The organism is Paenibacillus wulumuqiensis (assembly GCF_000971965.1).
Taxonomy (GTDB): domain Bacteria; phylum Bacillota; class Bacilli; order Paenibacillales; family Paenibacillaceae; genus Saccharibacillus; species Saccharibacillus wulumuqiensis.
This window is the reverse complement of sequence record NZ_KQ040792.1, coordinates 491316-516598: the sequence shown is the minus strand read 5'-3', so window position 1 is coordinate 516598 and position 25283 is coordinate 491316. Positions and strand designations below refer to the sequence as shown.

Sequence of the window (25283 nt, the reverse complement as noted above, 5' to 3'; positions counted from 1 at the left end):
ATGATTAGGATAATACTTTGGATACGGCAGATTGCAGCTGGCTGGACATCGCATCCAGTTCCTGTGAACCGGCGGCCAGTGTCTCCAATTCGCTCGCTGCCGTCTCGGAAATTGCCAGTACACGACTGGAAGCGGACAATGTATGCTCCATCGTCTCTTCCAGCTTGCTCATCATGCCGGTCACGCGCTTGGCATGTTCTACCTTCTCACGGGCAATCACGGACACTTCCTGTACGCTCGCTGCCGTTGTACCCACCGCCTGCCAGATCGCTTCCAGCGCTTCCCCGGAAGACTGGGCGGCTGCGCGTCCGGTATCCAGATGCGTCCGCCCCTGCTGAAGCATATCAACCGCCTGCTGGAGCGAATCGCTCATCTTGCTCGTAAATTCCTCGACCGAGTTGGCTCCCTCGCTGGCCTGTTCTGCCAGCTGGCGTACCTCGGAAGCAACCACGGCAAAGCCGCGTCCCGCTTCCCCCGCACGCGCCGCTTCAATCGAAGCATTGAGTGCCAGCAGATTGGTCGAACCGGCGATACCGGAAATGGTATGGGCGATCGATTTGATTTCCTTGGAATACTCCGCCAGCTGACCGACGATACGGGCATTTTCCACCGAAGAGCGGGCAAAACTGTCCAACGCATCAATCGTCTGGGCCATCGTTTCCTTGCCCAGCTGGGCGGTCTCACGGGTATACTGGGAATCCTGTACGGCGCCATTCACACGTATGGCTGCACGCTGGATCAGCTGTGACAGTGCATTCATCGTCTCCATCGAATCATGCAGTACCCGGCTGCCGGCTTCGGCGTTCTCGTTCATTTCCTTGTTGCTGACAACGACCTGGCTGTACGAGCTGCTCATCTCCTCCAGGGAACGTGAGAACTGCTCGGATGAGGAGCTGATCTGACTGGCCGAAGAATACATATTCTGGCGGATATCCTGCATCAGATGGGACAGATTGTCCATCATTGTACGGATCGAGGCGGACAGTCTGCCGATCTCGTCCCGGCTCGTTACTTCCGGCAGTTCCACCTGCAGACTGCCGCCGGCGACCTGCTCTGCGGCACGCGTGATCATGACGAGCGGACGCAGCATACGCTTGGTCAGCAGCCAGATTACGACAATCGCTGCGATGACTTCAAAAATGATAAACAGAATAATTCCCCGTTCAAACTCGTCACTGGCCTGCTCATACGGCGCATTCGGCACACCGACATACCAGATGCCGATAATATCACCGGCTGCATTGTGAAGCGGTACATAGGCGGCCTGATTGACCTGACCGACAACCTCGGCTTCACCGGTGTATGGCTGTCCCTGCTTGAGCACGATATTGCCAACCTTATCGGAAATTTTCGTGCCGACAGCACGGCTGCCGTCCGGCTTGATCACATTGGTCGCTACACGCGTATCCTGCAAAAAGAGTGTCGCGGTATCGCCTGTTTTCTTGCCAAAGGTATCCAGCCAGTCAAAATTATCGTTCATAACAGTCGTACCTTTGTACAACTTGCCATCCCGTGCTGACCACTCCCCCGGATACATGGCATCAATCAGCAGCATGCCGGTGTCCAGATCACCGAGCAGTTTTTTCTGCGCAGCTCCCACGATCTGATGATCCGCTTTCTTCACGGCATAATATCCGAGCATTCCGCTGCCGATGATAATCACCAGACTGATGAAAATCACCATTTTCTCCCTAAATCCCAATCTTTTCATAAACCCCTGATTCCCCCTCGGACATCGCTTTGTCCTCTGATCCACAATTGTGCCAGTTTCTTATGAACCTGAATATATTCTGCAGATTCTAGGATGCTGTATTCGATGACAGGTTCCGAAGCTGCTATTAACTAACTCAACACTACCTTTAATCGGAGGTAAGGGAAGATTAGTTAATATTTATTTACTTAAAATTTGAAATTCGGCGGGGATTTCAGCAAATTTCAGCAGTGATAGAATGGGATCTGCCGCTTGCCAGGTTGCGGTGGATTCCTTTATCCACTCCGGAAAGGAATAAAGGAAGGGCATGTTCTCCGGCTAGCCTGCCTAACAAAAAAGCAATGCCCCAGCTTTTTCAGCCGGGCATTGCTTGGTGTTGAAGAATCTATGGCAGACAGAACATCGAGTCAGTCTTCCGGATGCTCCATCAGGTAGTAATAGATCAGGCACATATGAATGATAAACTGCTGGTGCGGGTCGTTCAGGTCGATGCCGGTGATATCACGGATTCGGTCGAGCCGGTACTTGACCGAATTGCGGTGGATAAACAGGTGGTTGGCTGTATCCATCAGGCTGCCGCGGCTGTCCAGGTAAAAGAACAGTGTGCGCAATAGATCACTGTGATGCTCTTCATCGTACTGCCGGAGCCGACCGAGCTTGCGGTCGAACAGTTCGCCAAAGCCTCGCTCATCGACCGAGCCGCGCAGCAGGTGGTAAATCTCCACATCCTTGAATGCGGTCAGTGAACCGCCTCCGCTCAAGCGGCGCGAGATGGTCAGTGCGCTGCGTGCCTCGCTGTATCCATGGTGGATATCCCACAGCCATTTCGGCCGGCCGATGCCTGCGCGGTAGCCATGCAGATGGCCCTGACGGTCATTTAACCAGCCAGCGATAATGGTATCCCACGGGATCTCCTTCTCTTCGCCATCTGCAACTTGTTCCTGCTCCGAAGGTGGGGTAGGCAGGAACAAAATGGCACGGTTGCTGCGGAATTCCACATGGGGACGAACTCCATATTTGTCCGCCTCGATGGACAGTAGATGATTCATCCACTCTTCCTCGGGAGCCGTCTGGCCTTCGATCACGACAATCTCCCACTGCTGCGCCGGATTCATGCCCAGCTGGCGTCCGCGCTGCTCCACTTCCTGGCGCGGTGGAACCGGCGGGGTCATCAGTTCATCGATAAAGTTGCCGCGCAAACGGCTCTCCGTATCCTCGATGATCTTGTTGCGCATCAGCTCCAGCGCCAGTACCAACCGTGCCTGCTCCACACCGACCTCTTCCATCGCGTCCAGCTTTTCCTTATCCACGATCAGGCGGGCAACGCTGCGCCGATCTACATTGATATTCCAGCTGAGCGGATGATCTGCCTGCCGGTAATCCCATCCTGCCGGGGAAGAGACGATCGTGACGCCGGTATTATCAATCACGGCGACCGGTGCCTTGAGCAGATCGGATACATGGTCATTGACCGCCTGGATGCCGATATTCTCCAGCACCATCATGGTCAGCTTGCGGTACACTTCATCCGACCGCCGCAGCATGGAAGCCTGGCGATCCAGCACCTGTTCCATCACCGCCTGGGTAATTTCCGTATACGGAATATCCGGCGGCAGCTCGATCAGCGGCAGTCCGCATTCTTCACTCAACCGGATCGCCTCCTCCGGTATGCCCTGCAGAAAATGCGCCGGCTTGATCGCAAGACCGGCTGCCCGCCCTTTTGACAAGGCGACGATCATATTGGACAGTCGTCCGGGTTCATGCCGGATCGGATAGGCGGTTGTCATCAGCAGCACACCTTCCCGGACCCAGCCGTCCAGATCCGGGGTCTCCATAATATCGATAAATTGTACCGGCCGCTCCAGTCCGCGCGCTCCGCTGATGACGCTGGCGCTCCGAAGCAGCGGAATCTGCAGCAGTTCGCGCAGTGTTACTCCTGTTGTCTTCATTTCTGTTCACCGCCGTTATCGCAAATTGGTACTCTGTGTCCGTCCGTTAGTCCAGCAGTTCGCCGGCACGCATGATCAGCTGATCATCCAGATACACATCCGGCTGCTTCACCACGATATCGATATGTACGCCTGCCGCGACCGTACCGCCAAATGTATTATTGCTGCCAAAGGCCACATGGATCGTTCCATATACTTTCTCGTCTTCCAGCACGATGCCGGTGATACGGGCTTTGTCATTCGTACCGATCCCGAACTCGCCCAGCATGCGTCCCTGGTCATCTCCGAGCATACGCAGCAGTTCATCGCCTTTGTCTCCTTCGGCGGCCGTCAGTCTGCCGTCTGCAACCGTCAGCAGCAGCGGACTGCTCAGCGCGCCGAGCCCTGCTACCGAACCGTCTGCCAGAATCTGTCCTTCCGCCGTGCCTTCCAGAGGTGCGATATACGCTTCACCGGAAGGCAGATTGCCGGATTCACCGGGATTCAGATACAGACCGGTACTCGGTACGCCTTCTCTGCTGTCGATGGAGAAATTCAGGCTGTAGCCGCCCTTTTCGATCCGTACGGTGGAAGCGCGGGTCAGCATCGCTGTGACTTTTTCCGTCAATTCCTTGACTTTGGAATACTCGGCCGTGATTGCACCGTGGGTGAACATATCTTCGGTAATGCCCGGCATCGTCGCCACACGTGCACCAGCAGCTGCTGCCTGTTTGCGGGCAGAGGTATGGGTCAGGGAATAGCGGGTGACGCAGACGGCTACCGAAGCATTCATCATCGCCATGGCAATCGAGGCTGGCGGTTCTTCGCCTGATTTGCTGCGTTCCTGCATGACCATCAGCATCGATTCGGCGCCGAGGCGCTTGCCGGCTTCATACAGGGATTCTGCCAATTCCTTGCGGCTGTCATCGGTTACGACAACCAGGGTTTCGCCGGGCTGAAGACCCAGACAGTCAGTCAGTACGTTTTTGCTGATTTCAATCCGTTGTTCGTTCATATGTCTCCATCCTTTTCGTTCTTTTTCTCCGGCTCCTGGGAGCGGGTTGGGTTATACATATATTGTTCCATAAGTCCGCTCAAAACGCTAATTATTCAGCAGACTTATGCTGATCTGGAACCGCTGTGCAGAAGTGCCGGAATCGAACCGGGAATTTACATCCATGACAATAGCCCGATTTGCGGTATAATGAATGCTTGTTACATACTTTACTATGCTAAAGAGAGGATGATTCACCATGAAGCAGGCACTGATTATTATCGATATGCAGGAGATTTTTTTCACGGGTGAGGAAAATGCATTATACCGCCGTGAACCGCTGGTTGCGAACGTGAATGAGCTAATTGCGGGAGCACGCCGTCAGCAGGTACCGGTGGTCTTTATCCAGCATACCAGCTATACGCCGGGTGAGGATCTGTACGTAGATACGCCGGACTGGCAGATCTGCAGCCGCCTGTCCCGCATGCCCGAAGATACGGTTATCCGTAAAACCCGCTGGGATTCCTTTTACCGGACCGAACTGCTGGAATGGCTGCAGCAGCATGGGATCGAACAGCTTATCTTCGCCGGAGCCCAGACCGAATTCTGTCTGGACACGACTCTGCGCGCAGCCTACAGTCTCGGTTACCAGCATAATATTGTAGCAGCGGAGAGTCACAGCACACTCGATAGCAGGACACTGACTGCCGAGCAGATTATTCTTCATCATGAAAACGTATGGGATGGAAGATTTGCTGACCTGAAATCTATGGATACAATTTTCATTTCGTGATAAACAAGATATTCTCAAATGTATATGTAAAATAAACTAACATATATCGTATATTTTCATTGTTATCCCTTATATTTCTTGCTAGAATCTCTAATATACATTCAAATATTAGGGGGTTACATAGTGAAAAAGGGATATTTGTTAATTTTACTAACATTGGTAATAAGTCTGGTATCTGCCTGCGGGCAGCCACCTGCACAGGACCCTGCTCCTGCTGCCAGCAGTGAGACCGGTGAACCTGCCGCAGCCAGCGGACCTGTCAAATTCGCTACCGATGCTTCCTATGCACCGATGGAATTTATGGATCTGGATCAGGTCAAAGGATTCGATATCGACTTTATCGCAGCAGTCATCAAGGAAGCCGGACTGGAGCATGAAGTGACCAATGTCGGCTGGGATACGATGCTGGAGAGTGTACGCCAGGGCACCGAGTATCAGGCAGGCATCTCTTCGGTTTCCATTACCGATGAGCGCAAAGACAGCTATGAATTTTCCCTTCCCTATTTTGAATCGACCAATATCATTATGGTCAAACAGGGCAGTCCGGTAAAATCCGCGCTGGATCTCAAGGACAAAAAAGTCGCTGTCCAGAATGGCACTACCGCCGATATTCTGATGACAGGCATCATGGGCGACAACAGTGCCGGTCTCAGCAAGTTCGAAAGCAATGCGCTGGCATTGATGGAGCTGGACAGCGGCGGAGCCGATGCGGTCGTCGCGGATATTGCAGTGGTGCGTGAATATATCAAAAACAACCCGGATAAAAATCTGGTGAGCATCGCAGACTCCCAGAACTTTGATTCCGAGTATTACGGCATTATTTATCCCAAAGGCAGTGATCTGAAAGCCAAGCTGGACCCGGCGATTCAGAAGGTCATCGACAACGGAACGTACGCAGAGATCTACAAAACCTGGTTTGGCGAAGAACCGGATCTGACCAACCTCAAAGCAGCCATGGCCAAAGGCTAAGCCATGCAGGAGTTTCGTTTTGATATCATCCTGTATTATCTGCCCATGCTGCTGCGGGGAACCCTGCTCACGATCGGGATCTCCATTCTCTCCATTATTCTCGGCTCTCTGCTCGGTTTAATCGTCGGCTTTGGCCGGATGTCGGCACGCGCCTACTTCCGGCTGCCGGCGGCCTGTTATATCAATTTCTTCCGTGGTACGCCGCTGCTCGTCCAGATTCTGATCGTGCATTTTGGCGTCGTACCGGCGCTGGTCGGTCATACGGATGTGATGATCGCTGCTGTCCTGTCGATGACGCTCAATTCGGCGGCCTATACGGCAGAGATCTTCAGAGCGGGTATCCAATCGGTGGAAAAGGGACAGACCGAAGCTTCCCTGTCGCTTGGCATGACACATCGCCAGACGATGCGCTACATTATCCTGCCCCAGGCGATCAAGCGAATGGTACCTGCGTTTGGTAATGAATTTATCGTGCTGATCAAAGACTCTTCTCTGCTCACGGTCATCGCAGCCAAAGAGCTGATGTATTATGCCAATGTGATGCGTGGCCAGTATATGCGCATCTGGGAACCATATCTGACAGCAGCGATCATTTACCTGATCCTCACCTATTCACTGAGCAAGCTGCTCAACTGGTGGGAGCGGCGGATAAGCCAATTTGAACAATCTTGATATCTCAAGTCTTATAGCAACATGAAAATAAGCTCCAACGCATGGTTACATGATCCTGTAACTTTGCATTGGAGCTTATTCTTGTCATTCAGTGTGTGATCTCAATCAATCCAACAATAATACGGAAGGCAAATTGCCGGAATAACGACGCAACAGTGCATAGAGCTGACCGGTACGTCCAAGCATTAATCCGGGGCTGTAAGCATCATTGGCAACTCCATTTCTCCAACCTGTTGTATGCAAACTACAACGAAAAGTATCCATCCAGTTCGTGGCAAATAATTCGATTCGTTCCCGTTCACACACAAATTTTTCACTTTGTGAAAGCGTGTATAAAATATCAGCATTGCCCATTGTACCATGACAAAGTGAATTCCCCTGTTGATGTTCCTGTCCATGGAGCAGCAGATCGGAGAGCGATTCATTCAGCCAGTTCGGTGTTATGAATCCTTTTGTAGAATCGGCAATTTGACTGCGTCCAAGTACAATTCCTGCAGAACCGTGACACCACATCGGCGATGAACATCTCTGTCGGTTATCACGATTATCCTGCCATTGTCCGGTTGTCTTGCAATAAAATTGATCTTCAAAAGCAAGAGTCTGACCAATGATGTCCAGCACAGCCTCATCCTGTTCTACATGCGCAAAATATTCGGATAATGCATAGGCAATCCCTGTGATTCCATGAGAAAATCCTGCAAGAGGCTTACCGGTACCTGTATCGGGCAACCAATACGCTTTATCTTTCTCAACAATGACACGTCTGCACAGTTCGCAGCAAACCTGCTGTGCTGTTTGCTTGATCCGTGGCAGTAGTGTGGACTTGTACAGATTTACCAGTACTTTAAGAACGCCTGCTAGCCCTCCCATAAAATCGTTTTGCCGAATAGAAGGCAATTGTTCTGCAAGTCCATCCATATACTCATTATATAATCTCTGCCGTTCCTCTTCAGTGTATACAGACAGATGACGCAATCCATTAACGTAATACATATAGCAGGTGGAACCATAAAATGCGGAGTAGCTATCCTTATAAGCATTCAGCGGATACATATGTCGAATAGAACGATCGATATCGGCTACCATAGTCTCTGCCTGTTTGTCGTCAAACACTTCAGCATAGGCAGCATAATATAGGCCCATACCTGCAAGTCCATTGTACAATCCGAACCCCATCGGTCCTATTGTATGCTGTCCATCCGGCATGGAAACAACTGACAGCCACTGTGCATAGTCCGCAACTTCAAGCCGCTGTTGTGTAATATTTTGCGTTTCCAGACGAATAAATTCTTCAATGGAAGCGGATAGCGGAACACTGGATATTTTACTTGATCGGTTGGTAGACAATGATTTCTCATTTGCAGGTTTGGCTTGCTGATTTGCAACCATGACACTCATAGACATGCTGATTAGTTGAACCTGCTGCCTGATTTCTGCCTCATTAATGCCAGCCAGCCGTTCCAATACTTCATCGCTGGCACTATGATGCAAAATATTCACAGGTACATTTTCCCCTGTTGCTGACCAGAGCTGACGTGAAGATAATCTTGTAAAAAAGTAGGGAACATCTCCATCCATCATGTCCTTCAGCTCGGAAGGGAAAATAGCTTCAAAGGCATCATAACGTACATAGGCATTTCCAATAAAAGACAACACCCGTTTTCGCTCTTCCTCCTTTCGAAGATAATCAGGATGATATAAAGCTTCCAGATAGGTACTATATAAATAAGTAGGACGCATAATGATACGAATTTCCGCTTCGGCATATTTCTTAATCAGCGTTTTCAGATACGTATCCTTGCTCAGCCAGCCTAGCGTATCAGCAAAACTTTCTACAAGAATATGTTCATAATCATAGGCATATTGAACATATCCGTCATATGTCGGCATATTGCCATGACTAACCATTTCCTGTGTTTGCCGCTGAATGGAGATCCGGTCGCTTCCTATATTCACAACAGCTTCATTTTCAATTTTGCGCTTGTCCACATCGATCAGGGCACCAATATGATGCATTCCGCGTTCATCCGCAAAACTCGTGTAATCGAAGACTGCAGATTTCAGGATTGTTTTATTTATAATTCGCGATACATCCAGTGTAGGATGGCTTTCTTGATTTTGGGTATTGAATCTCGGACTGCCTTGAAATAAAGTTTCCAGATCAATTAGTATTGGACTTGCACCTGCAGCAATTACATTTTCATAATGGAAATCCGAGCTTTGAAATGCATAGATAAAAGCAAGCTGCATACCAAACTCATGATAAAATCTAGCTACTTCTTTAAACGAAGAGCAGGGTCGCGATTCCACATATTCCTGCCATCCGTATGTACCGCAATCTACAGACAAAGGTGTTTGCAGATTAGTGCTGCAGGTAACATTTACATGCTCAATCCATTCCCGATAAAACAAATCGACCTTCAGGGATCGAGGTTTGTATACCAGCTTTGAAGAACCAATATCCAATATGGCTACACTTTTCCCCTGCTGATGATCATCACCTGCCCCTGTACTCAGTTGACTTAATATACCCGAAAGGTGGAACGTCCGGCAAATGTAGTCATATTGTTCCACAAATCTAGAAATAATATGAAGGTTAAATGCAATAAACTGTTCGGTAGACTTGTTAATCAGCCGCCGCAATACCGGATATCTATTCATTATCCTTTCTACATTTTCTGTATCTCGCAGACTCTCAGCAAAATAGTCATAGTATCTGGAATTGCAATGCTCATCGTACTCATCAAATGTTTGATGGAATTCATAAATAATGGTCTTACCGACCATTCGATACAGCTTTTTTTTGTAATTGGTCATTATGGAATGCAGCAGCATATCTTGATCAAGCACTTCCTGATCCAATTGCTGCAGTCCCGAGCGGATACGGGTATAAACTGGCTGCATGTAGTAAGCAATAAAATGCTTAAAATAATCCTGCTCATCAAACAACGATGCCGGCATATGTTTTGTACTACCGGTAAGCATCAGCTCGTTGTACGGATCATTCAATGTTTTCATATCAATCGCCCCTTTCTTTCCAAATTGGCTACGTTGCTGACAATCTGCAAATGCAAAAAGAAAGGAATACCACAATACAGTATCCCTTTCTTTTTGCTTACCATCATACCGGTTTAGCCGTTACAGGATTCCACGATGGAAGCGCAACGAGTTGTCGGACAAATGGCCAGAGATACCGGAATGATTGTAGCCGGTGTACCGTTTGGTGTGGATTCGGCACCGCCTGCCAGTTCTTTCAGTTCTTTTTCGGACACCTGTGCGATTATCAGCTCTTGTTTTTTCATTTTAATTTCCTCCTTGTTATTTGGGTTTTGGATTATTGATTATGGATTAGCATTCTGACACTGAACAGCCGATACGTCTCTTAAATCGTTTGACCGTTTACAGCATCACCTCCTTTCAGCAAACCACTTATACTACCACTATGTTCCTGCGCGGATACGCGCCGCAGTTTACCTTTGTCTAGTTCGTATACATGATCCGCATGCTCCAGCCAGCTTTTGCGGTGTGTAATGGAAATAACAGTAATTGGCTTGGCATATAGATTGCGTAAAATGGTCTCTTCAGTAGCAGCATCGAGATTGCTCGTACCTTCGTCCACAAGCAAAATCCGTGGCTTTTTGGCTAGTACACGTGCAATAGCTATACGTTGTCGCTGTCCACCGGAAAGAGTGACTCCATTTTCACCAATAACGGTATAGTAACCCATAGGCATCTTTATAATTTCATCATGGATACAGGCATCTCTAGCCGCTTGAATAATATCCTCCATTCGCACATGCTCATTAAAATAGCGTATGTTGTTCAGAATCGTATCATTGAATAAATGCGTATCTTGAACGAGATAACCCATATGCTCACGCAGTGCACACAGATTGATATCCCTGCTATTGGTCGTTCCATAATGGATACTACCTCCAGCTGGCTCATACAATCCGGCCAACAATTTGAACAGAGTGGATTTGCCACTTCCCGTTTTACCAATTAGAGTTACTTTTTCAAAGGGATGCACATCCAGATTGATTCCGTCAAGTTCATAATGTTTTCCGTTATGACTGAATCGTATATCCCGAAGCTGAATGACATGCCGATCAGGCTGGAATTGCAAGCTTTGATCCTCGTTCAGATTCTCTTCATCTTCGCAGATAATGTGCTCTACCCGGTTAATCATTTCTTCCACCATTTTCATGGATTCCAGACTGCCGATGATAGAACCCAGCGGTGTCATAAAACGTCCTGCAATATTGGAAAATGCCACAAGCGCACCGAGTGTAAGTCCATTTCCCGGTAATCCTGCCATACCTATCACAAGAATACATAATGGCAGAGATAAGTTAATGGAATTGGAGATCGACCCGAGTAATGAGGAATATCCCATTCTTTTCTCAAAATGACTTAGCTGCAGTCCAAAATTATCCTTCAGCTGTTGTTCAATCGGTTCTGTCTTGCCAACTGTCTTAATAAATCCTACTGAGCGCAGCACTTCAATTAACTGTGCCTGAAACTGTGCCTGGCTTCCCACTTCCTGTTTGGTAAAGGTTTCGATTTTGGGTAGCAAGTATACCGTACTGATAATCTGGAAAACTGCACCTGCCGCCACAATTAGCGACAGCATCGGCGAGTAGGCAAGCATGACCACAAAGAAGGTAACCAGAAGACTAATATCCAGCAAAAAAGTAGAGGCAAGACGCGAGATCACTTCACGTATGACTGCGATATTATAAATTCTCGTCGAAATATCTCCTGTTGAACTGGATTCAAAAAATTTTAGAGGCATCACGAATAGCTTGTGCAGTACCTGTTCTGTCAAAGCACGGTTAATGTGTACTTGTAATCGAACAATAAACTTCATACGTAACAGGGACAGTCCGAAAAATAGAAACAAGGATGCCGCTACCGCTCCGCCCAGCCAGGGTACAGACCACTTCTGCTGTTGCTGGGAAGAATCAATAACATATTGGGTCAAAAAGGGAGCTGCCAGATTAAGAATTTGAAACACTACAGTCAGCAGTATAATGTACACCAACAGCTGTTTGTCCCCGCGCAAATACTTCCATAGCTTGTATACCAACCCTCGCCTTCGCATTGCTACCGGATTTATCAATCCATTATCCTGTGCTTGTATAGTTTTACTTGATTCAAGCGTTACACATGTTCCACTATAAGAACGAATAAAACTCTCGATAGATATGTCACTTCTTCCATAAGCGGGATCAATGATGGTGATCTTCAGATCTGTGCACCTTTCTACAATCACAAAATGGTTGTAATTCCAGTGCACCATAATAGGTCTTATTTCAACCAGTTTGCTTATCTCTTCGCATGTTTGCAAACGGTATGCCTTCAACTCATAACCGCGCTGTGCTGCAGCTTGCTTTAATAATGAAAGGCTTGCTCCATCACGCCCCAGCACAGGACCGTGACCGCGAAACTCGGCTGTATCAATCCGCTTTTTTCTTATTCCACTTGCGAGCATAGCTAGACAGGCGATTCCGCAATCATATTGATTCAGTTGCAAAATAACGGGTAGTTTTCTCGCAAATAACTGCATATGCCTCCTCCTACTCCGATAACGGTGTATGACTCAGTTCCAGGTCCAAAATATTGGGCAGTTCCGGATGACAGGCATACAGCATTCCATATGCAATACCGGCAAGTCCAAGCATCATATTGGGAGTTTCCACTTCATTTCCGACACCGCACTGATATTTCAGACGGCTAGTTGCACTTTCGATAATCAAATTTTTGCCCACATTTAACCAGGCTGGACGGTTGGTTTTTCGACCATACTGCATCAAAATCATTCCATTACCCATGTCTCCATGACACAGACTTTGCTCTCTTCCAAATCCGTCATGCAGTATATTGGGCAGTGCCATCTGTTGATCATGTACCGCCTGTAGAGCAACCTCGGAGTCACTCGAATTTGCCAACTCCAGACGAGACATCAAAATGCCGGGCGAACCATGACACCATGCGGATGTAGCTGCTTCCTGCACAGGTTTGCGCAAATCATTCCAGTTCCCATGGCTTGATTGGTTGTTTTCAAAATTCAGTCCCTTTTTTATTATTGTCTTCAGTTCCTTGTTATCCGTATATCTTTCCCACAATTGCAATGCATAGATCATGCCGGCGTTACCATGTGAAAAACCTGTCAGCGGCTTACCGGCAATGCCTTTCCACGTCACCTGTTGATCATCAATATAAATGGCACTGTCGAGAAGATGTTTTACACAACCTTCAGCCAGATCATGAAACAATGGATCCTGCTCGATCTCATATCCTCGTGCCATAACAGCCAGTGCACCGGAACTGCCGCCGATCAGATCCAATTCTCTATCATATGGCAGCAGTTTGGGAATAAGACTCGCAACGGTTCCTGCACCTTCATAAAAATGTCGCTTGCCTGTCATCCGGTAAAAATTTAGCAATGTATAAACAATCGAGGCAATTCCCGAGTATGCTCCAATTGATATACGCTCTCGATTATCTGCATTAATCTCCAGATTGGAATAACGTTCAATGACATCATCCATAATATGCTCTGCCCGCTGGCGATATTCCAAACCTTCCCCGGCTTTCCATAAACTCAGATTCAGAAGAGCCATCCCCGACAAGCCATCATACAGGGAATCACCCATAACAGACAAATTCCATTGTAGCTCTTCCACGCCTACAGGCATGGTGTTCAGCCAGGCATAAGTAGGTTTGTCCGATATACAGCTGTGATAAGCGCCAGCATGGATATACTCAGTCAGTCGTATAGCCTTCTCCTGAAGTAATGCTTTATATCCAGCTGCGGGTTCTTGCGTATAATCACTGTATTCTTTGCTAACAAATTGCTTGAGTACCGTTTGCTTTTGCTCCTCTGCCGCTAGCATAGATAGCTCAATGATTTGTAACTGAAAATCCTTATCTTCCATTGAAAGTCCAGAGATACGCCGCTGGACCATTTCCAGAGGAGATTCCCTGAAAAAGTCACCTATTTCTTTTCTTTTAGCCGTGTACAAATGTCTCTGGTTGAGATGAATGCTGAAATAAGGAATATCATTGTTAAGTAAATCAACAAATTCATGTATAACAAGTTTTTCGTAATCCGCTTTCCCTTTCGAATCCTCCCATATCTTAGACAGAAATACTTCACGATCAATAGAATTATGCAGAAACCGAGGATGAAAACTAAGTTCCAGCAAGGAAGCATATTTTACGGTAGGTTTGGGTATGAAGCGGATAATGGCTGCTGCTCCATGATCCTCAAGCAGCTGACATAATGCCTGTTTGTTACGAAATAACAGCTCGTACATCATCCCAAATCCCTGTTTAAGCTCCTTCACATATTGTTTTGGGTTGATAGCAAGCGTGTTCTCCAGCAAGGGCTGATTATAGCTTTCGTCTGTTTCGGTATATTCACGCTGAACCTGCATATAGGCGGTTTTGGCGTGTTTTAGTTGCGGTACTTTCAAGATGGATTGCGTTTTCCCTTGACGACCAATACCACTAATATCCGCTTTCCCTGCAAACAAAAATGGAAGTAGGCCAAGCGCACGAACCGATTCGTTCAATTTTTTCTCAGCTTGCTGATAGGCGGTAGCTTCTTCTTGATCTCGTTCGTACATTGGATGAAAGAGTGATTCCAAATCAATTAATACAGGTTGATCTCCATGTGCAATCAAATTTTCGGAATGGAAATCCACAGCTTGCAAAGTGTACAATAATGCCATCTGTGCTCCCATTCGCGTATAGAATTGTTGAACCTGCTGCTGATTGGCGCAGCCTTGGAAAGAAATATACTCTGCCCAACCATAATGCTTCCGTTCCAGTACTCCAGGCGCCTGTAGCTGCAAATCCGGAGCATTGGACATTTCGTTGGTAAAATGAATGATTTTCTCGTACAGTTTGTCAATAGATAGACTGCGCGGCTTGTAAATAAGCTGTCCACAGTTCAAAACCAGGCGGGTAACTTTGCGTCCATCTGAATGAGAGTCACCTATTCCCATTTCGATATCACGTATCTGTACAGCCTTTGATACTGCAAATAAGGCTGCAATTTGATCGTAATCTCTTTCAAATCGGGCAAATAACTCGTTCAAAAATTTTCTGTATTTACGTATTTCTCCTCCGAGTGCTCTCAGCAATACTGGATATTTTTCGAAAAATTTCTCCATATATGCTTTGTCCTGCAAACAATGATGGTGGTAATACTCATATTGTTGCTCGGGTGTTGTTCCCAACAACTTCCCTTGTTCACGGTTTATATTCATATCCAGAACGAGAGTGCGGTATGATATTTTAAGAATACTTTTTTCAAGCTGCTCCATGATCCGGCTTTGGATATGTGTAACGTTCTCCAGCCGCTGTTCATTGATGCGTGAGAACGGTAACAGTTGAGAAAAGTACGCTGTAATTTTCAAGGCAAAGGTATGGAACATAATATTGTCATTAATCTGATCAGGCTTAACCTGCTGAGAAGCTATAGTACACTTTAGATGCTCAAACACTTTCATTTTGAATCCAGATGTATGTAGCCCTGTATAATACAATTGTTTTACCTCTTCAAGATTGGATACCGACATAACATGCTGGATGCTTTCCTCAGCCAGTTCTTTATTTTGTTTATAGATCAATTCCAGATTACGATCGAGCAACTGGCATTCCGTATCTAAAACTTGTGGTCCTTTTCTTTCCTTGCTCATTAACAGATTGGTCATGGTTGTCATCAGATTCACATCCCCTTTTTTAGAAAAGGGAGATGTGTGCATCTCCCTGCATTATGGACTTGTGCTGTACATGGCTAAAGCTTTTCAATTAACAAAAGCAAGTATGTGTTGGACAAAGGCCGCATTCCCAAGTAAGTGTACATACCTTGCCGTCGTTACCCTGGGAAAGCCCCTGTACTTCTGCTCCTCCACTGAGTTCACTCAATGAAATTTCATTCAGTTCCATTTCGAGATTACCAGCGAAGTCATACCATTGTTCTTTCATTAAAATTCCTCCATTTCGTTTTTTTGGGAATATATTGTTTCATCATCCATATATTCCCTTGAGAACATCATAATCGATCCATGCGATTCCGTCAGCGAAAAGGTACCTTCGGAATAACGCCTTTAATTTGCGGTTTTCCGAAGGTATACGATGCGGACACGCAAAAGGAGCAGTGTTCGTAAACACTGCTCCTTTTTGCTGCCATCAAATCATACTAACGGATAAAAGGGAATATCTTTTGGCTTTAATCAACGCTTCAGTTCTGGACTTTACGCCTAGCTTGTTATACACACCTGTTAGAACATACTCTACTGCACGCTGACTGATTAGCAGTTTGGCGGACAATTCCCGATTAGTCATACCTTCTGCTACGCCCATTAAAATATCTTGTTCACGTTCATTTAATGTAATATCGCGTAGCGGTTCTTGCGCATCTTCCATGGGCTGCTCAATTGTACTGACTTCCTTCCTTCTGAGTTGCTTAAATAAATATGTAGGGATCAGCGTATCCCCGTGCATCGCACATTCAATGGCCCTAACCATTTGTTCTTCAGGCAATGACTTGCTAATAAATCCGCAAATTCCAATATTCACCATCATATTGAAATGAGTCGCAATATCAAAACCGGTATAAATAATGATTCTGGATGCAGGTTCATAATCCAGTATAAGCTTGGCCAACTCCATTCCATTCAGTTCTGGCATATACAAATCTAACAGGATTAAGTCATATTGCCGATTATGCAAGTGCTCCATAACCTGTCCGCTACATGATAGCAGCGTAACCTTCATGCTGCCCCGCCTTTCCAAGATTGCTTTTGTTCCTTGTGCTACACCGATATGATCATCAACCAAGAGAATATTCACGAAGTGACTCCTCCTTCAATGTCTATGATGTATATGATTCCGAAAGGAATTCACATTTAAAAAGCAGACCTTCATTGATATTGGAAACGATTGCGTATGTTCCGTTCATGCTCTTAATGCGCTCTTTGATTCCTGTCAATCCAAAATGGGTCTTCTGTTTATTTACTTTGTCCCAATCAATCCCTACGCCATTGTCCTCATATACCAATATGATTCTGTCTTCTTTTTGTAACAAACTTAATATAATATACTGGGCTTGCGCATGCTTGGCAGCATTATTCAATAATTCCTGGGCAATCCTGTATATATTGATATTGAACACTTCCGAAAATGAATCTTCAATATTTATACGACATATTAATTCAATTTCGCATCGATTTTGATTCCTATGTTGATCGACAAGCAGATTTAGACTTTCAACCAAACGCAGCTGTTGCAAAAAAGGAGGACTTAAATCAAAGCAGCAATCCCGCAGGTAACCAATATTGTGTTGCATTTGATTGTGCAATTGTTGTATGTCTGGATGCACATTACGATGGTGTTCAATGATTCGATTCATATGAATCATTTCTTGGATTAGATAATCATGAATATCGTGCGAAAGCTTTTTTCGCTCAGCTTCTGCAATCGAAAAGAGCATTTGTGCAACCAACGGTGAGGAATGGATCGAAGAAGCATGGGTGTGGATCAGTTTATCAACATTGCTATGAACGAGCAGCTGATTATGCAGCAGCAGCTGTACATGACATGCCAGCAGCGTAAAATATTTTTCCGTTGCGACGTCTGGAAGTGCTACTTTTTTACCGACACTATATAGATAGTAATGCTCCTGTAATCCTTCTCCCACCGATATGATCCAGTAGTCATCTGCATATTTCCACTGTCCCGGCGTTAATGATTCCAGTGACTTTCGTTCAAAAAATAGGGGTAGCCCATTGAAATTATTCTGCTGTTTATCATAAACAGAAATGAATATGTCCTGTTCTGACATAATCTCTTTCATTTCATCTTTGAGCAAGTTAATGATTTCCACAGCAGTGGCTGCATGTTGACATTTGCCTGCAAACTGGAGCAGCCGCTGCCCGGACAATTCCGGACAGGAAGTACTTTTTTTCTCTTTCCAAATAAGCACAAAGGCTATAAAAATCCCTACAAGCATTACTGTAAAAAATACATGGGAATAAGCGGAATATGCATACTGCATATGAGAAAAAATAAAAATCGGCACTATAGCAACCCATAATATGCCCACATACTTTATTGAACGAATCAGATGGCTATTCTCCATCCTATCACCCCATTTGTTAGAGTACGAAAGCACCCTTCTTTAGATGCTGCTCCATATGTAAGCAGCAAACAAAACAATATACATGGCAAAGGACCCTGTCATCCATTTTACAGGCTTTTTGGATAAATCAAGAATTCCTTTGATTCCATTGTTCAGGATCATTCCTACAAAAATAAATAATGTACAAGCCAACGCCAGCATAGAAAGTACAAATAGTACAGGTTCCACGATACTCATCCTTTCCTACATTCTTGTTTTATGAGAATACACATACAGACCTGCCAGGGAAATGGTCACATACGCAAACATAATGAATGCACCGCTGGCAGATAGAAGCACACTGGAATATCCCATGCTATGCTCGACCATTTGAATACTGAATCGGTAAATGAAAGAGAACGGAAAAGCAATGGATACATCGCTTGCCAACAAGATCGTCATAATCATAAAAGCAGCCACCCCGCTAACCATGACTACAATGATATTACGACTGACAAATGCAATCAGCGCCGCTACCGGAATCGTCAACAAACTGAGCGTAGTTGATGTAAAGGAAGTCAGTGGCAACTTCCAAAACTCGGAGGTTGTCATACCACTACCAAAAACGACGAACAATGTACCCAGATGAATGATATGATTTATAGCGGATATTAGGAATAACAAGATAAAAGCAGCAATTAGCTTGGACATTATGAGCTTGAAACGCGGATATGGATAAGACATCCAGTTCAATACGGTTTTATTTTTGAACTCCAGATAAAAGTAAAACCCCGAGAAAATGAAAATTACGGTCGGAAACAAAACCGAATATTGATTGAATACAAACATGTAAAATCGTGTCCATGTTTGTTCTCCCCCCATCGACAGCAAACCGATACCGTTAATAAGAAAAGGCAAAAAACTCAGAAAAAAGATAATATACAGTGATTTGAGACGCTTTAGCTTCATAAATTCATTCCGCAGCAGCAGATTCATAGCGATACTCCTTTGCAAGCAATTTCAAATACAGGTCTTCTAGGGATAATTTATAGCCTTCCAGTTCCTGTGCATTGGCTCCCAGCTGCAGCACATGTTTGCGCACTTCAATTGGGGGTAGAACGGATATAAACTCGACGACGTCGGGTCCTTTTGACAGAACGTGGCTGGAAAAATCCATAATGGCTTCTACTTGCAAAGTATTTGCAGTAGGTAAACGGTACAAATGCATTTCCTGTGTATTTTTGAAAAAAGCAGATTCGAAAATGATTTTCCCTTGGTTCATAATAATCAGGTCATCGGCCATCAGATTGATCTCACTCAGCATATGACTGGAAATAACGATAGTTGTGCCATTACGCAGCACTTCCTGAATGAGCATTTCCCGTACTTCCTTGATACCGTAAGGATCGAGTCCATTGGTCGGTTCATCAAGTAGCAGTAACCGTGGCGAATGGGCAATTGCCCTCGCTATGCCAAGACGTTGTTTCATTCCAAGTGAAGTTTGCGAAAACAACTTGTGCCTGTGTTCGTACAGCCCGACTTTTCGCAGTACGTCATCCACTTCCTTGGCTTGCTGCCGATGCAGATATCGAAGATGAAGCTCAATATTTTCAGATAAGGTCAGGTTATCGTAAAACCCTGGATATTCAATAATACTGCCGATTGTTTCGATTATTTTCGGGTCAGGCTGTTTGTAGAGATTACGGTCATCAAACCAGACGCTTCCGACACTTGGTGGAAAAATGCCCAGCAGTACTTTTAGCAGTGTGGTTTTCCCGGCACCATTTGGTCCCAGCAAACCGTAAATGCGGCCTTTCTCAAGCCGCAAATTAATATCCTGCAAAATGGCTCTGCCCTTGATGGATACGCCAAGCTGTTCAGTTCGCAATGCAGCATTCTGTTCTGTCATATACTTCATCCTTCCTTGAAAAGGTATGATTTCACTGTACATGCTGTAGTTTAAAAATAGTGGTAGCTTTCGTTTAAATTCCGTTTAAACTTGCAGGCAGCAAAAAAGGCGGAAACTACTCGATCTGAGCAGTCTCCGCCTTGCCGGATTTTAAATGAATATAGACAGATGTTCCTTCATCATGACTATCTATTGTACAGGCCAGTTCCATCTGTGCACACATCATGTCTATAATAGACATCCCAATCCCTGCACCCTTACGGGTAGAATGGGAGTGAATGCCCGGGCCATGATCCCGAATAGCAATCGCTATACCGGATGCAGTATTAATTGTACCGACAAAAACATAGCGTCCCTGTGCGGCATGACGTCTTACATTTTGAAAAACATTGTCCAGAATACGACGCAACCAGAGTTCATCTGCTTGCCAAATCATACTTTGCTCCAGCTGAACTTCAACCATAAAGTGATCCTGTTCAAAAATCGGATACCATGCGCTTAGCGAAGAACGGAGCACTTTGACGACATCGATTGATTGCCTATTCAATGGAAGTTTGCCGGCAGCCAGTAGCGAAAAAGAAGCTAAATTATCAATCAACTCGCCAACATAGGCTACCTTATCATTGATGACCTGCACAGACAGTTTTCCTTTTTCCGTCAATGGCTGTTCACTCAACATAAAGGTGTGACCGCGGATTACCGTCAATGGTGTACGCAAATCATGAGACAAATCGGCAATCAACTTGCGCCTCAGTTCCGCCTCTTCTGATTCCTTTTGTTTGCTGTTCCTCAGTTCATTCACCATTTTGTTAAAAGAATGTTCTACCTGACCAAGTTCATCTTCGTATTTCACATCCAGATTACGTGGTATACCATCATGATCCGTTTTTTGCATATGCTTTTGTAGGGTAACCAGTCTTTTCTGGATTCGTGCAAAAAAGAGCCAGGAACTAAATACAAACAATGCACAGACAAAAAATATGCCAATAAACCAGAAATGGGCATACCGGTCGCGCAAAATTTCCCATTGCGAGCCGATGATGGTACGCGGAGTCTCCAGATAGGCATATCCGCGCGCCTCGCTTCCCTGTAGGTAAGCAGCCAGCACCAGATGCTTATGGTTAGCCTGCTCATTCCAACGTATAATTTCGCTGACATCAAGCGGCTCATGCGGCAATTTCAGTTTGTCGGACGACGCATACAAAATGTCACCCTGATCGCTGATCCAGGCAATTTCAGAATAGCGATAATCTGGTGTTCTCCGCAAATGATCAATAATATCTTCTGTAGATTTGTTTTTCCAGCTTGCTATATCTTTTTGCCAACTGCTCTGCAGTTTGTTTTCTTCATAATAAATATGTTCTTGCTGATTCAATACATAGGTTAAAGTCATATAATAGATAAAATTCACTACCATAAAGGCTATGGGAAAAAAAAGCACTGACAGGATAATATGGAGCAGATATTTAGTCGATAGCTTCATATTCATTGTTTGATCCGATACCCAATTCCACGAATTGTTTCCAGAATCTCAGGTTCATTGGGATTATGTTCAATTCGCTGCCGCAAATAACGTATATGTACCATCAATGTTTTATCGCCTTCCATATAAGGCTGATCCCAGACATTCTCATACATTTGTTCTTTAGTCAAAATCTGGTTAGGATGGCGCAGCAAAAGATCAAAAATCTTGAATTGTTTGTCTGTCAAAAAGATTTCTTCTTCGGTTTGCTTGTTAACGATACGCTTCTCCTGTCGGTAAATAAGCAGATGTTTCAATTCCAGACAATCAGCCTCATTTTTGTTAAAACGACGCAGCAATACTTCGACTCTGGCCACCATCTCTTCTGGATGAAATGGTTTGGTCATATAATCATCAGCAAATTCGAGCCCTTTAAGCTTATCCTCAATAGCTGTCCGGGCAGTCAGAAGCAAGATCGGCAGCTGTGGATTGAGAACCTTCAGACGCTGTCCCACCGTAAACCCGTCGAGGCCTGGCATCATAATATCAAGAATGACCATATCAGCTTCGTTAACATATTCCTCATATTCATGAGAGGAAGTTAGCCAAACCGCTTTGTAGCCACGCTGCTTCAACATTTGACTAACAAAACCACCGATTTCCAGATCGTCTTCCATGTACAAGATATGACTCATTTCCGTTCCTCCTTCTGCAATATAACACAGGATACAGGATCAATTAAAAAAAGCTTATACCAATAAGGAGATTATTGCAAATATTGCAAAATCCTTCCGGTATAAGCGAAAATCTCTCATGCTATATCCATATTTGCTTTAATCGACAAGCAAAAGCCGGTTGCAAAAGATTGGCTGCTCCTACTTTACTATACCTGCTCTATTATCCCTGCGTACGAGCTGCATTTTCTCCAGGCTGCAGCTCGTGTTTACCGAAAAAACAATGGCCATCAACCAATCAACACCTTTTCTTCCGGATAGCTGTACTTGGCCGGACGTTTCGTCTGCGCCAGTGCAAAAGCCAGTGCCAGCGGACCCAGACGTCCGATGAACATCGTGATAATTATAATCAGCTTACCTGCAGGAGACAGATTCGGCGTCAGGCCCATCGAGGAACCTACCGTACCAAACGCGGACACCGCTTCATAGAAAATCGCCAGGAATGTAACGCTGGAACCATTCTCCGTAATCGCCAGCAGGATCGTCAACACACATACAATACCAAACGAGATCATAATAACCGCCAGCGCCCGGAATGCCATTTCGAAGCTGATTTTCCGCTGAAAGGCGTGAATCTCCGTACGCCCGCGAACGACGCTGTACAGACAGAGAATCAGGACTGCAAAGGTGTTGATTTTGATGCCGCCTCCCGTTGATCCGCTGGCTGCCCCGATGAACATCAGAATAATAAAAACAAATTGGGTCGCAGCCATCAGGCCTCCAATATGGATAGTGTTGTACCCGGAAGATCTCGGCATCATCCCCTGGAACATCGCCGCCCAGATTTTTTTTCCTGTACTCAGCGGTCCCAGTGTCGCCGGATTGCTCCACTCCGCTATCAGTACAAAAGAAATTCCAAATACGGTAGCGATCAGCGACGCTGTCAGCACCAGCTTGGTATTGAGCGAGAAGCGGCGCCAGCGGCGCTTTTGCAAAATATCCGTCAGTACGATAAAGCCCAGGCCACCGATCACAAACAGGGTAATCACGACGGTATTCACGACCGGATCACCGACATGGTCGGACAGACTATCCGGACTCAGCGCAAAGCCCGCATTATTAAATGAAGAAATCGCATAAAAGGCACCCTGGTACCAGGCATGTTTCCAGCCGACTTCAGGTGTCCAGTGCAGCGCCAGCGTAACCATCGCTACCGATTCCAGTACAAAGGCGATCAGGAAAATGTTCAGCGACAGCTTGACCAGTCCCTGGGTGGAGAACGCATTGGTCGCCTGCTGAATCATCAGCCGCTGCTTGAGCCCGATCTGCTTGCCCAGCAAAACGGCAAATAATACCCCGAATGTCATAAAGCCCAGACCGCCGATCTGGATCAGCACCATAATTACGATCTGTCCAAATACGGAAAAATCCGTGCCGGTATCCAGTACAGCAAGTCCGGTTACACATACTGCAGACGTCGCCGTGAAAAGGGCATTCAACCAGTCAACAGACTTGCCATTGGCGCTGGACACCGGCAGCCGGAGCAGCAGCGTACCGATCAGGATCATAACTGCAAATCCCATCGGTATCAACCGGGCCGGATTCACAAAGCTCTGCATCTGCTGGCTCATCCGGCGCGGTGCCTTGTTCCTTCCGAATCCTAGCATGTTCTAATTATTCATCCTCTCAATGAAACGGGCAGCCGCCTCCATCCGTGGTGCCGGTCTCGCTCCGCTCATATTTTTTGTCCTGATAAAAGAAATTCGGCGTAACCGTCCGATTGGGATACGGACGATGAAAAATATGCGTCGTTGCCGGAGACATGGGCGGAATCAGCCATACCCAGTTCCCGGTCACTTCACGCCCGGCTGCCGCCTCGCGCTGCTCGAACTTCTCAAATTGCGAAGCTGCCGTATGATGATCCACGATGCTCACGCCGGCCTGCTTGTATGAGTACAATACTGCTGCGTTCAGTTCCACGAGTGCGCGGTCCTGCCACAGTGTCGACTTACTGACCGTATTCAGCCCCATGATCCGGGCCATCGCCGGCAGCAGATTATAGCGGTGCTCATCGGCAAAGTTGCGGGCACCAATCTCTGTACCCATATACCATCCGTTAAACGGCGCAGCCGTATATTGAATCCCGCCGATATTCAGCCGCATCTCGGACACAATGGGAACAGCATACCATTTCAGCCCCAGCTCTGTAAATTCCGGAAAATCCGGGTGAATCATCGGCACTTCCAGCACATCCTGCACTGGAATCTCATACCACCTTGGAGCGCCATTATTCTCACTTATAACCAGCGGCAGCACATCAAAATCAGTGCCCGCTCCCTTCCAGCCCAGATGCTGACAGAACCGTGTGAAGGAGAGCGAAGAAGAGTCTCCTTTTACCCCCTGTTCCGTCTCATAACCGGCATACCGGATCAGCTGATGATTCCAGATGCGCGTCTCACGCCCCTGTGCATCACGCGGACGGAAAATGGTAATCGTCGGGCGGATTTTGCCGCCATTGGTTGCATACCGGATATGTTCCAGCAGCTCGGCAGCAATCCGGTCGGTACCTTCCACCTGCCGGGCATCGCGTACATCCAGATGATCCCAGAACAGGCGGCCGATACAGCGGTTGCTGTTGCGCCAGGCCATTTTGGCACCGTGACTCAGCTCTTCCAGCGTATGGGTATAGATGCCGTCATGCTCAATTTCTTCATATATTGCTTCCAGCCGGGTGGTCGTCTCGGCTTCACTTTTGCCAAGCTCTTCATAACACACACGGATAAAGGATTCTGCTTCCTGAACAAGCGGATAGGTTACCGCCATCTCGTCCACCTCATTATTTTATGGATTTCATTGAATCTATCCTGTACATACGGATAAACGGCGCTTCCGGATGAAGGCCGCTGATGGTCCTGTATCTTCGTCAAATGAACTTACTTAATATAAGTTTCTACCCATTATACGTGAAGCAGAAGTGATCTGGCAGTAACAGCAGCAAACTGTCACAAAATCAGCACACAAAGCACAGCAAAAAGCC

Annotated in this window: 20 protein-coding genes; 3 read left to right on the top strand and 17 right to left on the bottom strand. The window is 46.2% G+C overall.

All coding sequences use genetic code 11. From position 1 onward, the window contains the following. Positions 1-4: 4 nt before the first annotated feature. The 3 genes from WH45_RS02235 to WH45_RS02225 all read right to left on the bottom strand — a co-directional run bounded on the left by WH45_RS02235 (position 5) and on the right by WH45_RS02225 (position 4654). On the bottom strand, positions 5-1711 hold the full coding sequence (locus WH45_RS02235; RefSeq protein ID WP_046212744.1) for a methyl-accepting chemotaxis protein: 1707 nt from the start codon (positions 1709-1711) through the stop codon (positions 5-7). Positions 1712-2118: 407 nt separating this feature from the next. Next, positions 2119-3660, bottom strand: a complete 1542-nt coding sequence (locus WH45_RS02230) for a PucR family transcriptional regulator (protein ID WP_046212743.1) — start codon at positions 3658-3660, stop codon at positions 2119-2121. Between the two features lie 46 nt (positions 3661-3706). Further along, on the bottom strand, positions 3707-4654 hold the full coding sequence (locus WH45_RS02225; RefSeq protein ID WP_046212742.1) for an aminopeptidase: 948 nt from the start codon (positions 4652-4654) through the stop codon (positions 3707-3709). A gap of 238 nt (positions 4655-4892) precedes the next feature. On the opposite strand from WH45_RS02225, the gene WH45_RS02220 reads away from it, so the two are divergent. From WH45_RS02220 to WH45_RS02210, 3 genes are all read left to right on the top strand, one after another. Then, entirely contained in the window at positions 4893-5426 is a 534-nt protein-coding gene (locus WH45_RS02220; protein WP_046212741.1) for a cysteine hydrolase family protein, read from the top strand. Positions 5427-5549: 123 nt separating this feature from the next. Next, positions 5550-6395: a basic amino acid ABC transporter substrate-binding protein gene (locus WH45_RS02215; RefSeq protein ID WP_046212740.1), complete on the top strand. Its 846-nt coding sequence runs from the start codon at positions 5550-5552 to the stop codon at positions 6393-6395. 3 nt (positions 6396-6398) lie between these two features. After that, the gene (locus WH45_RS02210; RefSeq protein WP_046212739.1) at positions 6399-7067 is read left to right on the top strand and encodes an amino acid ABC transporter permease; all 669 of its coding nucleotides are present in this window, start codon (positions 6399-6401) and stop codon (positions 7065-7067) included. A 105-nt stretch (positions 7068-7172) separates the two neighbouring features. On the opposite strand, the gene WH45_RS02205 is transcribed toward WH45_RS02210, so the two are convergent. From WH45_RS02205 to WH45_RS02150, 14 genes are all read right to left on the bottom strand, one after another. Beyond that, positions 7173-10085 carry a type 2 lanthipeptide synthetase LanM family protein gene (locus WH45_RS02205; RefSeq protein WP_052723577.1) on the bottom strand — a complete coding sequence of 971 codons (2913 nt, stop codon included), beginning with the start codon at positions 10083-10085 and terminating at the stop codon, positions 7173-7175. 113 nt (positions 10086-10198) lie between these two features. Further along, positions 10199-10369 (bottom strand): class II lanthipeptide, LchA2/BrtA2 family, encoded by a 171-nt coding sequence (locus WH45_RS23705; RefSeq protein WP_200897648.1) that lies wholly within the window; start codon positions 10367-10369, stop codon positions 10199-10201. Between the two features lie 80 nt (positions 10370-10449). Beyond that, complete coding sequence (locus WH45_RS02200; protein ID WP_082096491.1) at positions 10450-12636, bottom strand: peptidase domain-containing ABC transporter; 2187 nt, start codon at positions 12634-12636, stop codon at positions 10450-10452. Between the two features lie 10 nt (positions 12637-12646). After that, a complete protein-coding gene (locus WH45_RS02195) occupies positions 12647-15802 on the bottom strand; it encodes a type 2 lanthipeptide synthetase LanM family protein (RefSeq protein WP_046212738.1) in 3156 nt (1051 codons plus the stop codon). A gap of 88 nt (positions 15803-15890) precedes the next feature. Beyond that, positions 15891-16067 carry a plantaricin C family lantibiotic gene (locus tag WH45_RS23330; RefSeq protein ID WP_152663464.1) on the bottom strand — a complete coding sequence of 59 codons (177 nt, stop codon included), beginning with the start codon at positions 16065-16067 and terminating at the stop codon, positions 15891-15893. 204 nt (positions 16068-16271) lie between these two features. Continuing rightward, a complete protein-coding gene (locus WH45_RS02190; protein ID WP_046212737.1) occupies positions 16272-16934 on the bottom strand; it encodes a response regulator transcription factor in 663 nt (220 codons plus the stop codon). Between the two features lie 22 nt (positions 16935-16956). Then, on the bottom strand, positions 16957-18222 hold the full coding sequence (locus WH45_RS02185; RefSeq protein ID WP_046212736.1) for a sensor histidine kinase: 1266 nt from the start codon (positions 18220-18222) through the stop codon (positions 16957-16959). 39 nt (positions 18223-18261) lie between these two features. Beyond that, complete coding sequence (locus tag WH45_RS02180) at positions 18262-18450, bottom strand: hypothetical protein (protein ID WP_046212735.1); 189 nt, start codon at positions 18448-18450, stop codon at positions 18262-18264. A gap of 15 nt (positions 18451-18465) precedes the next feature. Next, entirely contained in the window at positions 18466-19197 is a 732-nt protein-coding gene (locus tag WH45_RS02175; RefSeq protein ID WP_046212734.1) for an ABC transporter permease, read from the bottom strand. Next, positions 19175-20110, bottom strand: a complete 936-nt coding sequence (locus tag WH45_RS02170) for an ATP-binding cassette domain-containing protein (RefSeq protein WP_046212733.1) — start codon at positions 20108-20110, stop codon at positions 19175-19177. The genes WH45_RS02175 and WH45_RS02170 overlap by 23 nt, the downstream gene beginning before the upstream one ends. A gap of 115 nt (positions 20111-20225) precedes the next feature. Then, complete coding sequence (locus WH45_RS02165) at positions 20226-21599, bottom strand: sensor histidine kinase (RefSeq protein WP_235338221.1); 1374 nt, start codon at positions 21597-21599, stop codon at positions 20226-20228. Then, positions 21596-22267, bottom strand: a complete 672-nt coding sequence (locus WH45_RS02160; protein ID WP_046212732.1) for a response regulator transcription factor — start codon at positions 22265-22267, stop codon at positions 21596-21598. Before WH45_RS02160 ends, WH45_RS02165 begins: the two co-directional genes overlap by 4 nt. A gap of 269 nt (positions 22268-22536) precedes the next feature. Further along, on the bottom strand, positions 22537-23913 hold the full coding sequence (locus WH45_RS02155; RefSeq protein ID WP_046212731.1) for a TrkH family potassium uptake protein: 1377 nt from the start codon (positions 23911-23913) through the stop codon (positions 22537-22539). Between the two features lie 19 nt (positions 23914-23932). Beyond that, positions 23933-25069, bottom strand: a complete 1137-nt coding sequence (locus WH45_RS02150) for a nitric oxide synthase oxygenase (RefSeq protein WP_046212730.1) — start codon at positions 25067-25069, stop codon at positions 23933-23935. Between the last annotated feature and the right edge of the window lie 214 nt (positions 25070-25283).

Excerpts from the sequence above, each read along its gene's own strand:
- WH45_RS02155 (WP_046212731.1), bottom strand. The coding sequence starts at position 23,913 with ATGCTAGGATTCGGAAGGAACAAGGCACCGCGCCGGATGAGCCAGCAG.
- WH45_RS02160 (WP_046212732.1), bottom strand. The coding sequence starts at position 22,267 with ATGAGTCATATCTTGTACATGGAAGACGATCTGGAAATCGGTGGTTTT.
- WH45_RS02165 (WP_235338221.1), bottom strand. The coding sequence starts at position 21,599 with ATGAATATGAAGCTATCGACTAAATATCTGCTCCATATTATCCTGTCA.
- WH45_RS02195 (WP_046212738.1), bottom strand. The coding sequence starts at position 15,802 with ATGACAACCATGACCAATCTGTTAATGAGCAAGGAAAGAAAAGGACCA.
- WH45_RS02150 (WP_046212730.1), bottom strand. The coding sequence starts at position 25,069 with ATGGCGGTAACCTATCCGCTTGTTCAGGAAGCAGAATCCTTTATCCGT.
- WH45_RS02170 (WP_046212733.1), bottom strand. The coding sequence starts at position 20,110 with ATGACAGAACAGAATGCTGCATTGCGAACTGAACAGCTTGGCGTATCC.
- WH45_RS02200 (WP_082096491.1), bottom strand. The coding sequence starts at position 12,636 with ATGCAGTTATTTGCGAGAAAACTACCCGTTATTTTGCAACTGAATCAA.
- WH45_RS02210 (WP_046212739.1), top strand. The coding sequence starts at position 6,399 with ATGCAGGAGTTTCGTTTTGATATCATCCTGTATTATCTGCCCATGCTG.
- WH45_RS02175 (WP_046212734.1), bottom strand. The coding sequence starts at position 19,197 with ATGAATCTGCTGCTGCGGAATGAATTTATGAAGCTAAAGCGTCTCAAA.
- WH45_RS23705 (WP_200897648.1), bottom strand. The coding sequence starts at position 10,369 with ATGAAAAAACAAGAGCTGATAATCGCACAGGTGTCCGAAAAAGAACTG.
- WH45_RS23330 (WP_152663464.1), bottom strand. The coding sequence starts at position 16,067 with ATGAAAGAACAATGGTATGACTTCGCTGGTAATCTCGAAATGGAACTG.
- WH45_RS02235 (WP_046212744.1), bottom strand. The coding sequence starts at position 1,711 with ATGAAAAGATTGGGATTTAGGGAGAAAATGGTGATTTTCATCAGTCTG.
- WH45_RS02205 (WP_052723577.1), bottom strand. The coding sequence starts at position 10,085 with ATGAAAACATTGAATGATCCGTACAACGAGCTGATGCTTACCGGTAGT.
- WH45_RS02220 (WP_046212741.1), top strand. The coding sequence starts at position 4,893 with ATGAAGCAGGCACTGATTATTATCGATATGCAGGAGATTTTTTTCACG.
- WH45_RS02230 (WP_046212743.1), bottom strand. The coding sequence starts at position 3,660 with ATGAAGACAACAGGAGTAACACTGCGCGAACTGCTGCAGATTCCGCTG.
- WH45_RS02185 (WP_046212736.1), bottom strand. The coding sequence starts at position 18,222 with ATGGAGAATAGCCATCTGATTCGTTCAATAAAGTATGTGGGCATATTA.
- WH45_RS02225 (WP_046212742.1), bottom strand. The coding sequence starts at position 4,654 with ATGAACGAACAACGGATTGAAATCAGCAAAAACGTACTGACTGACTGT.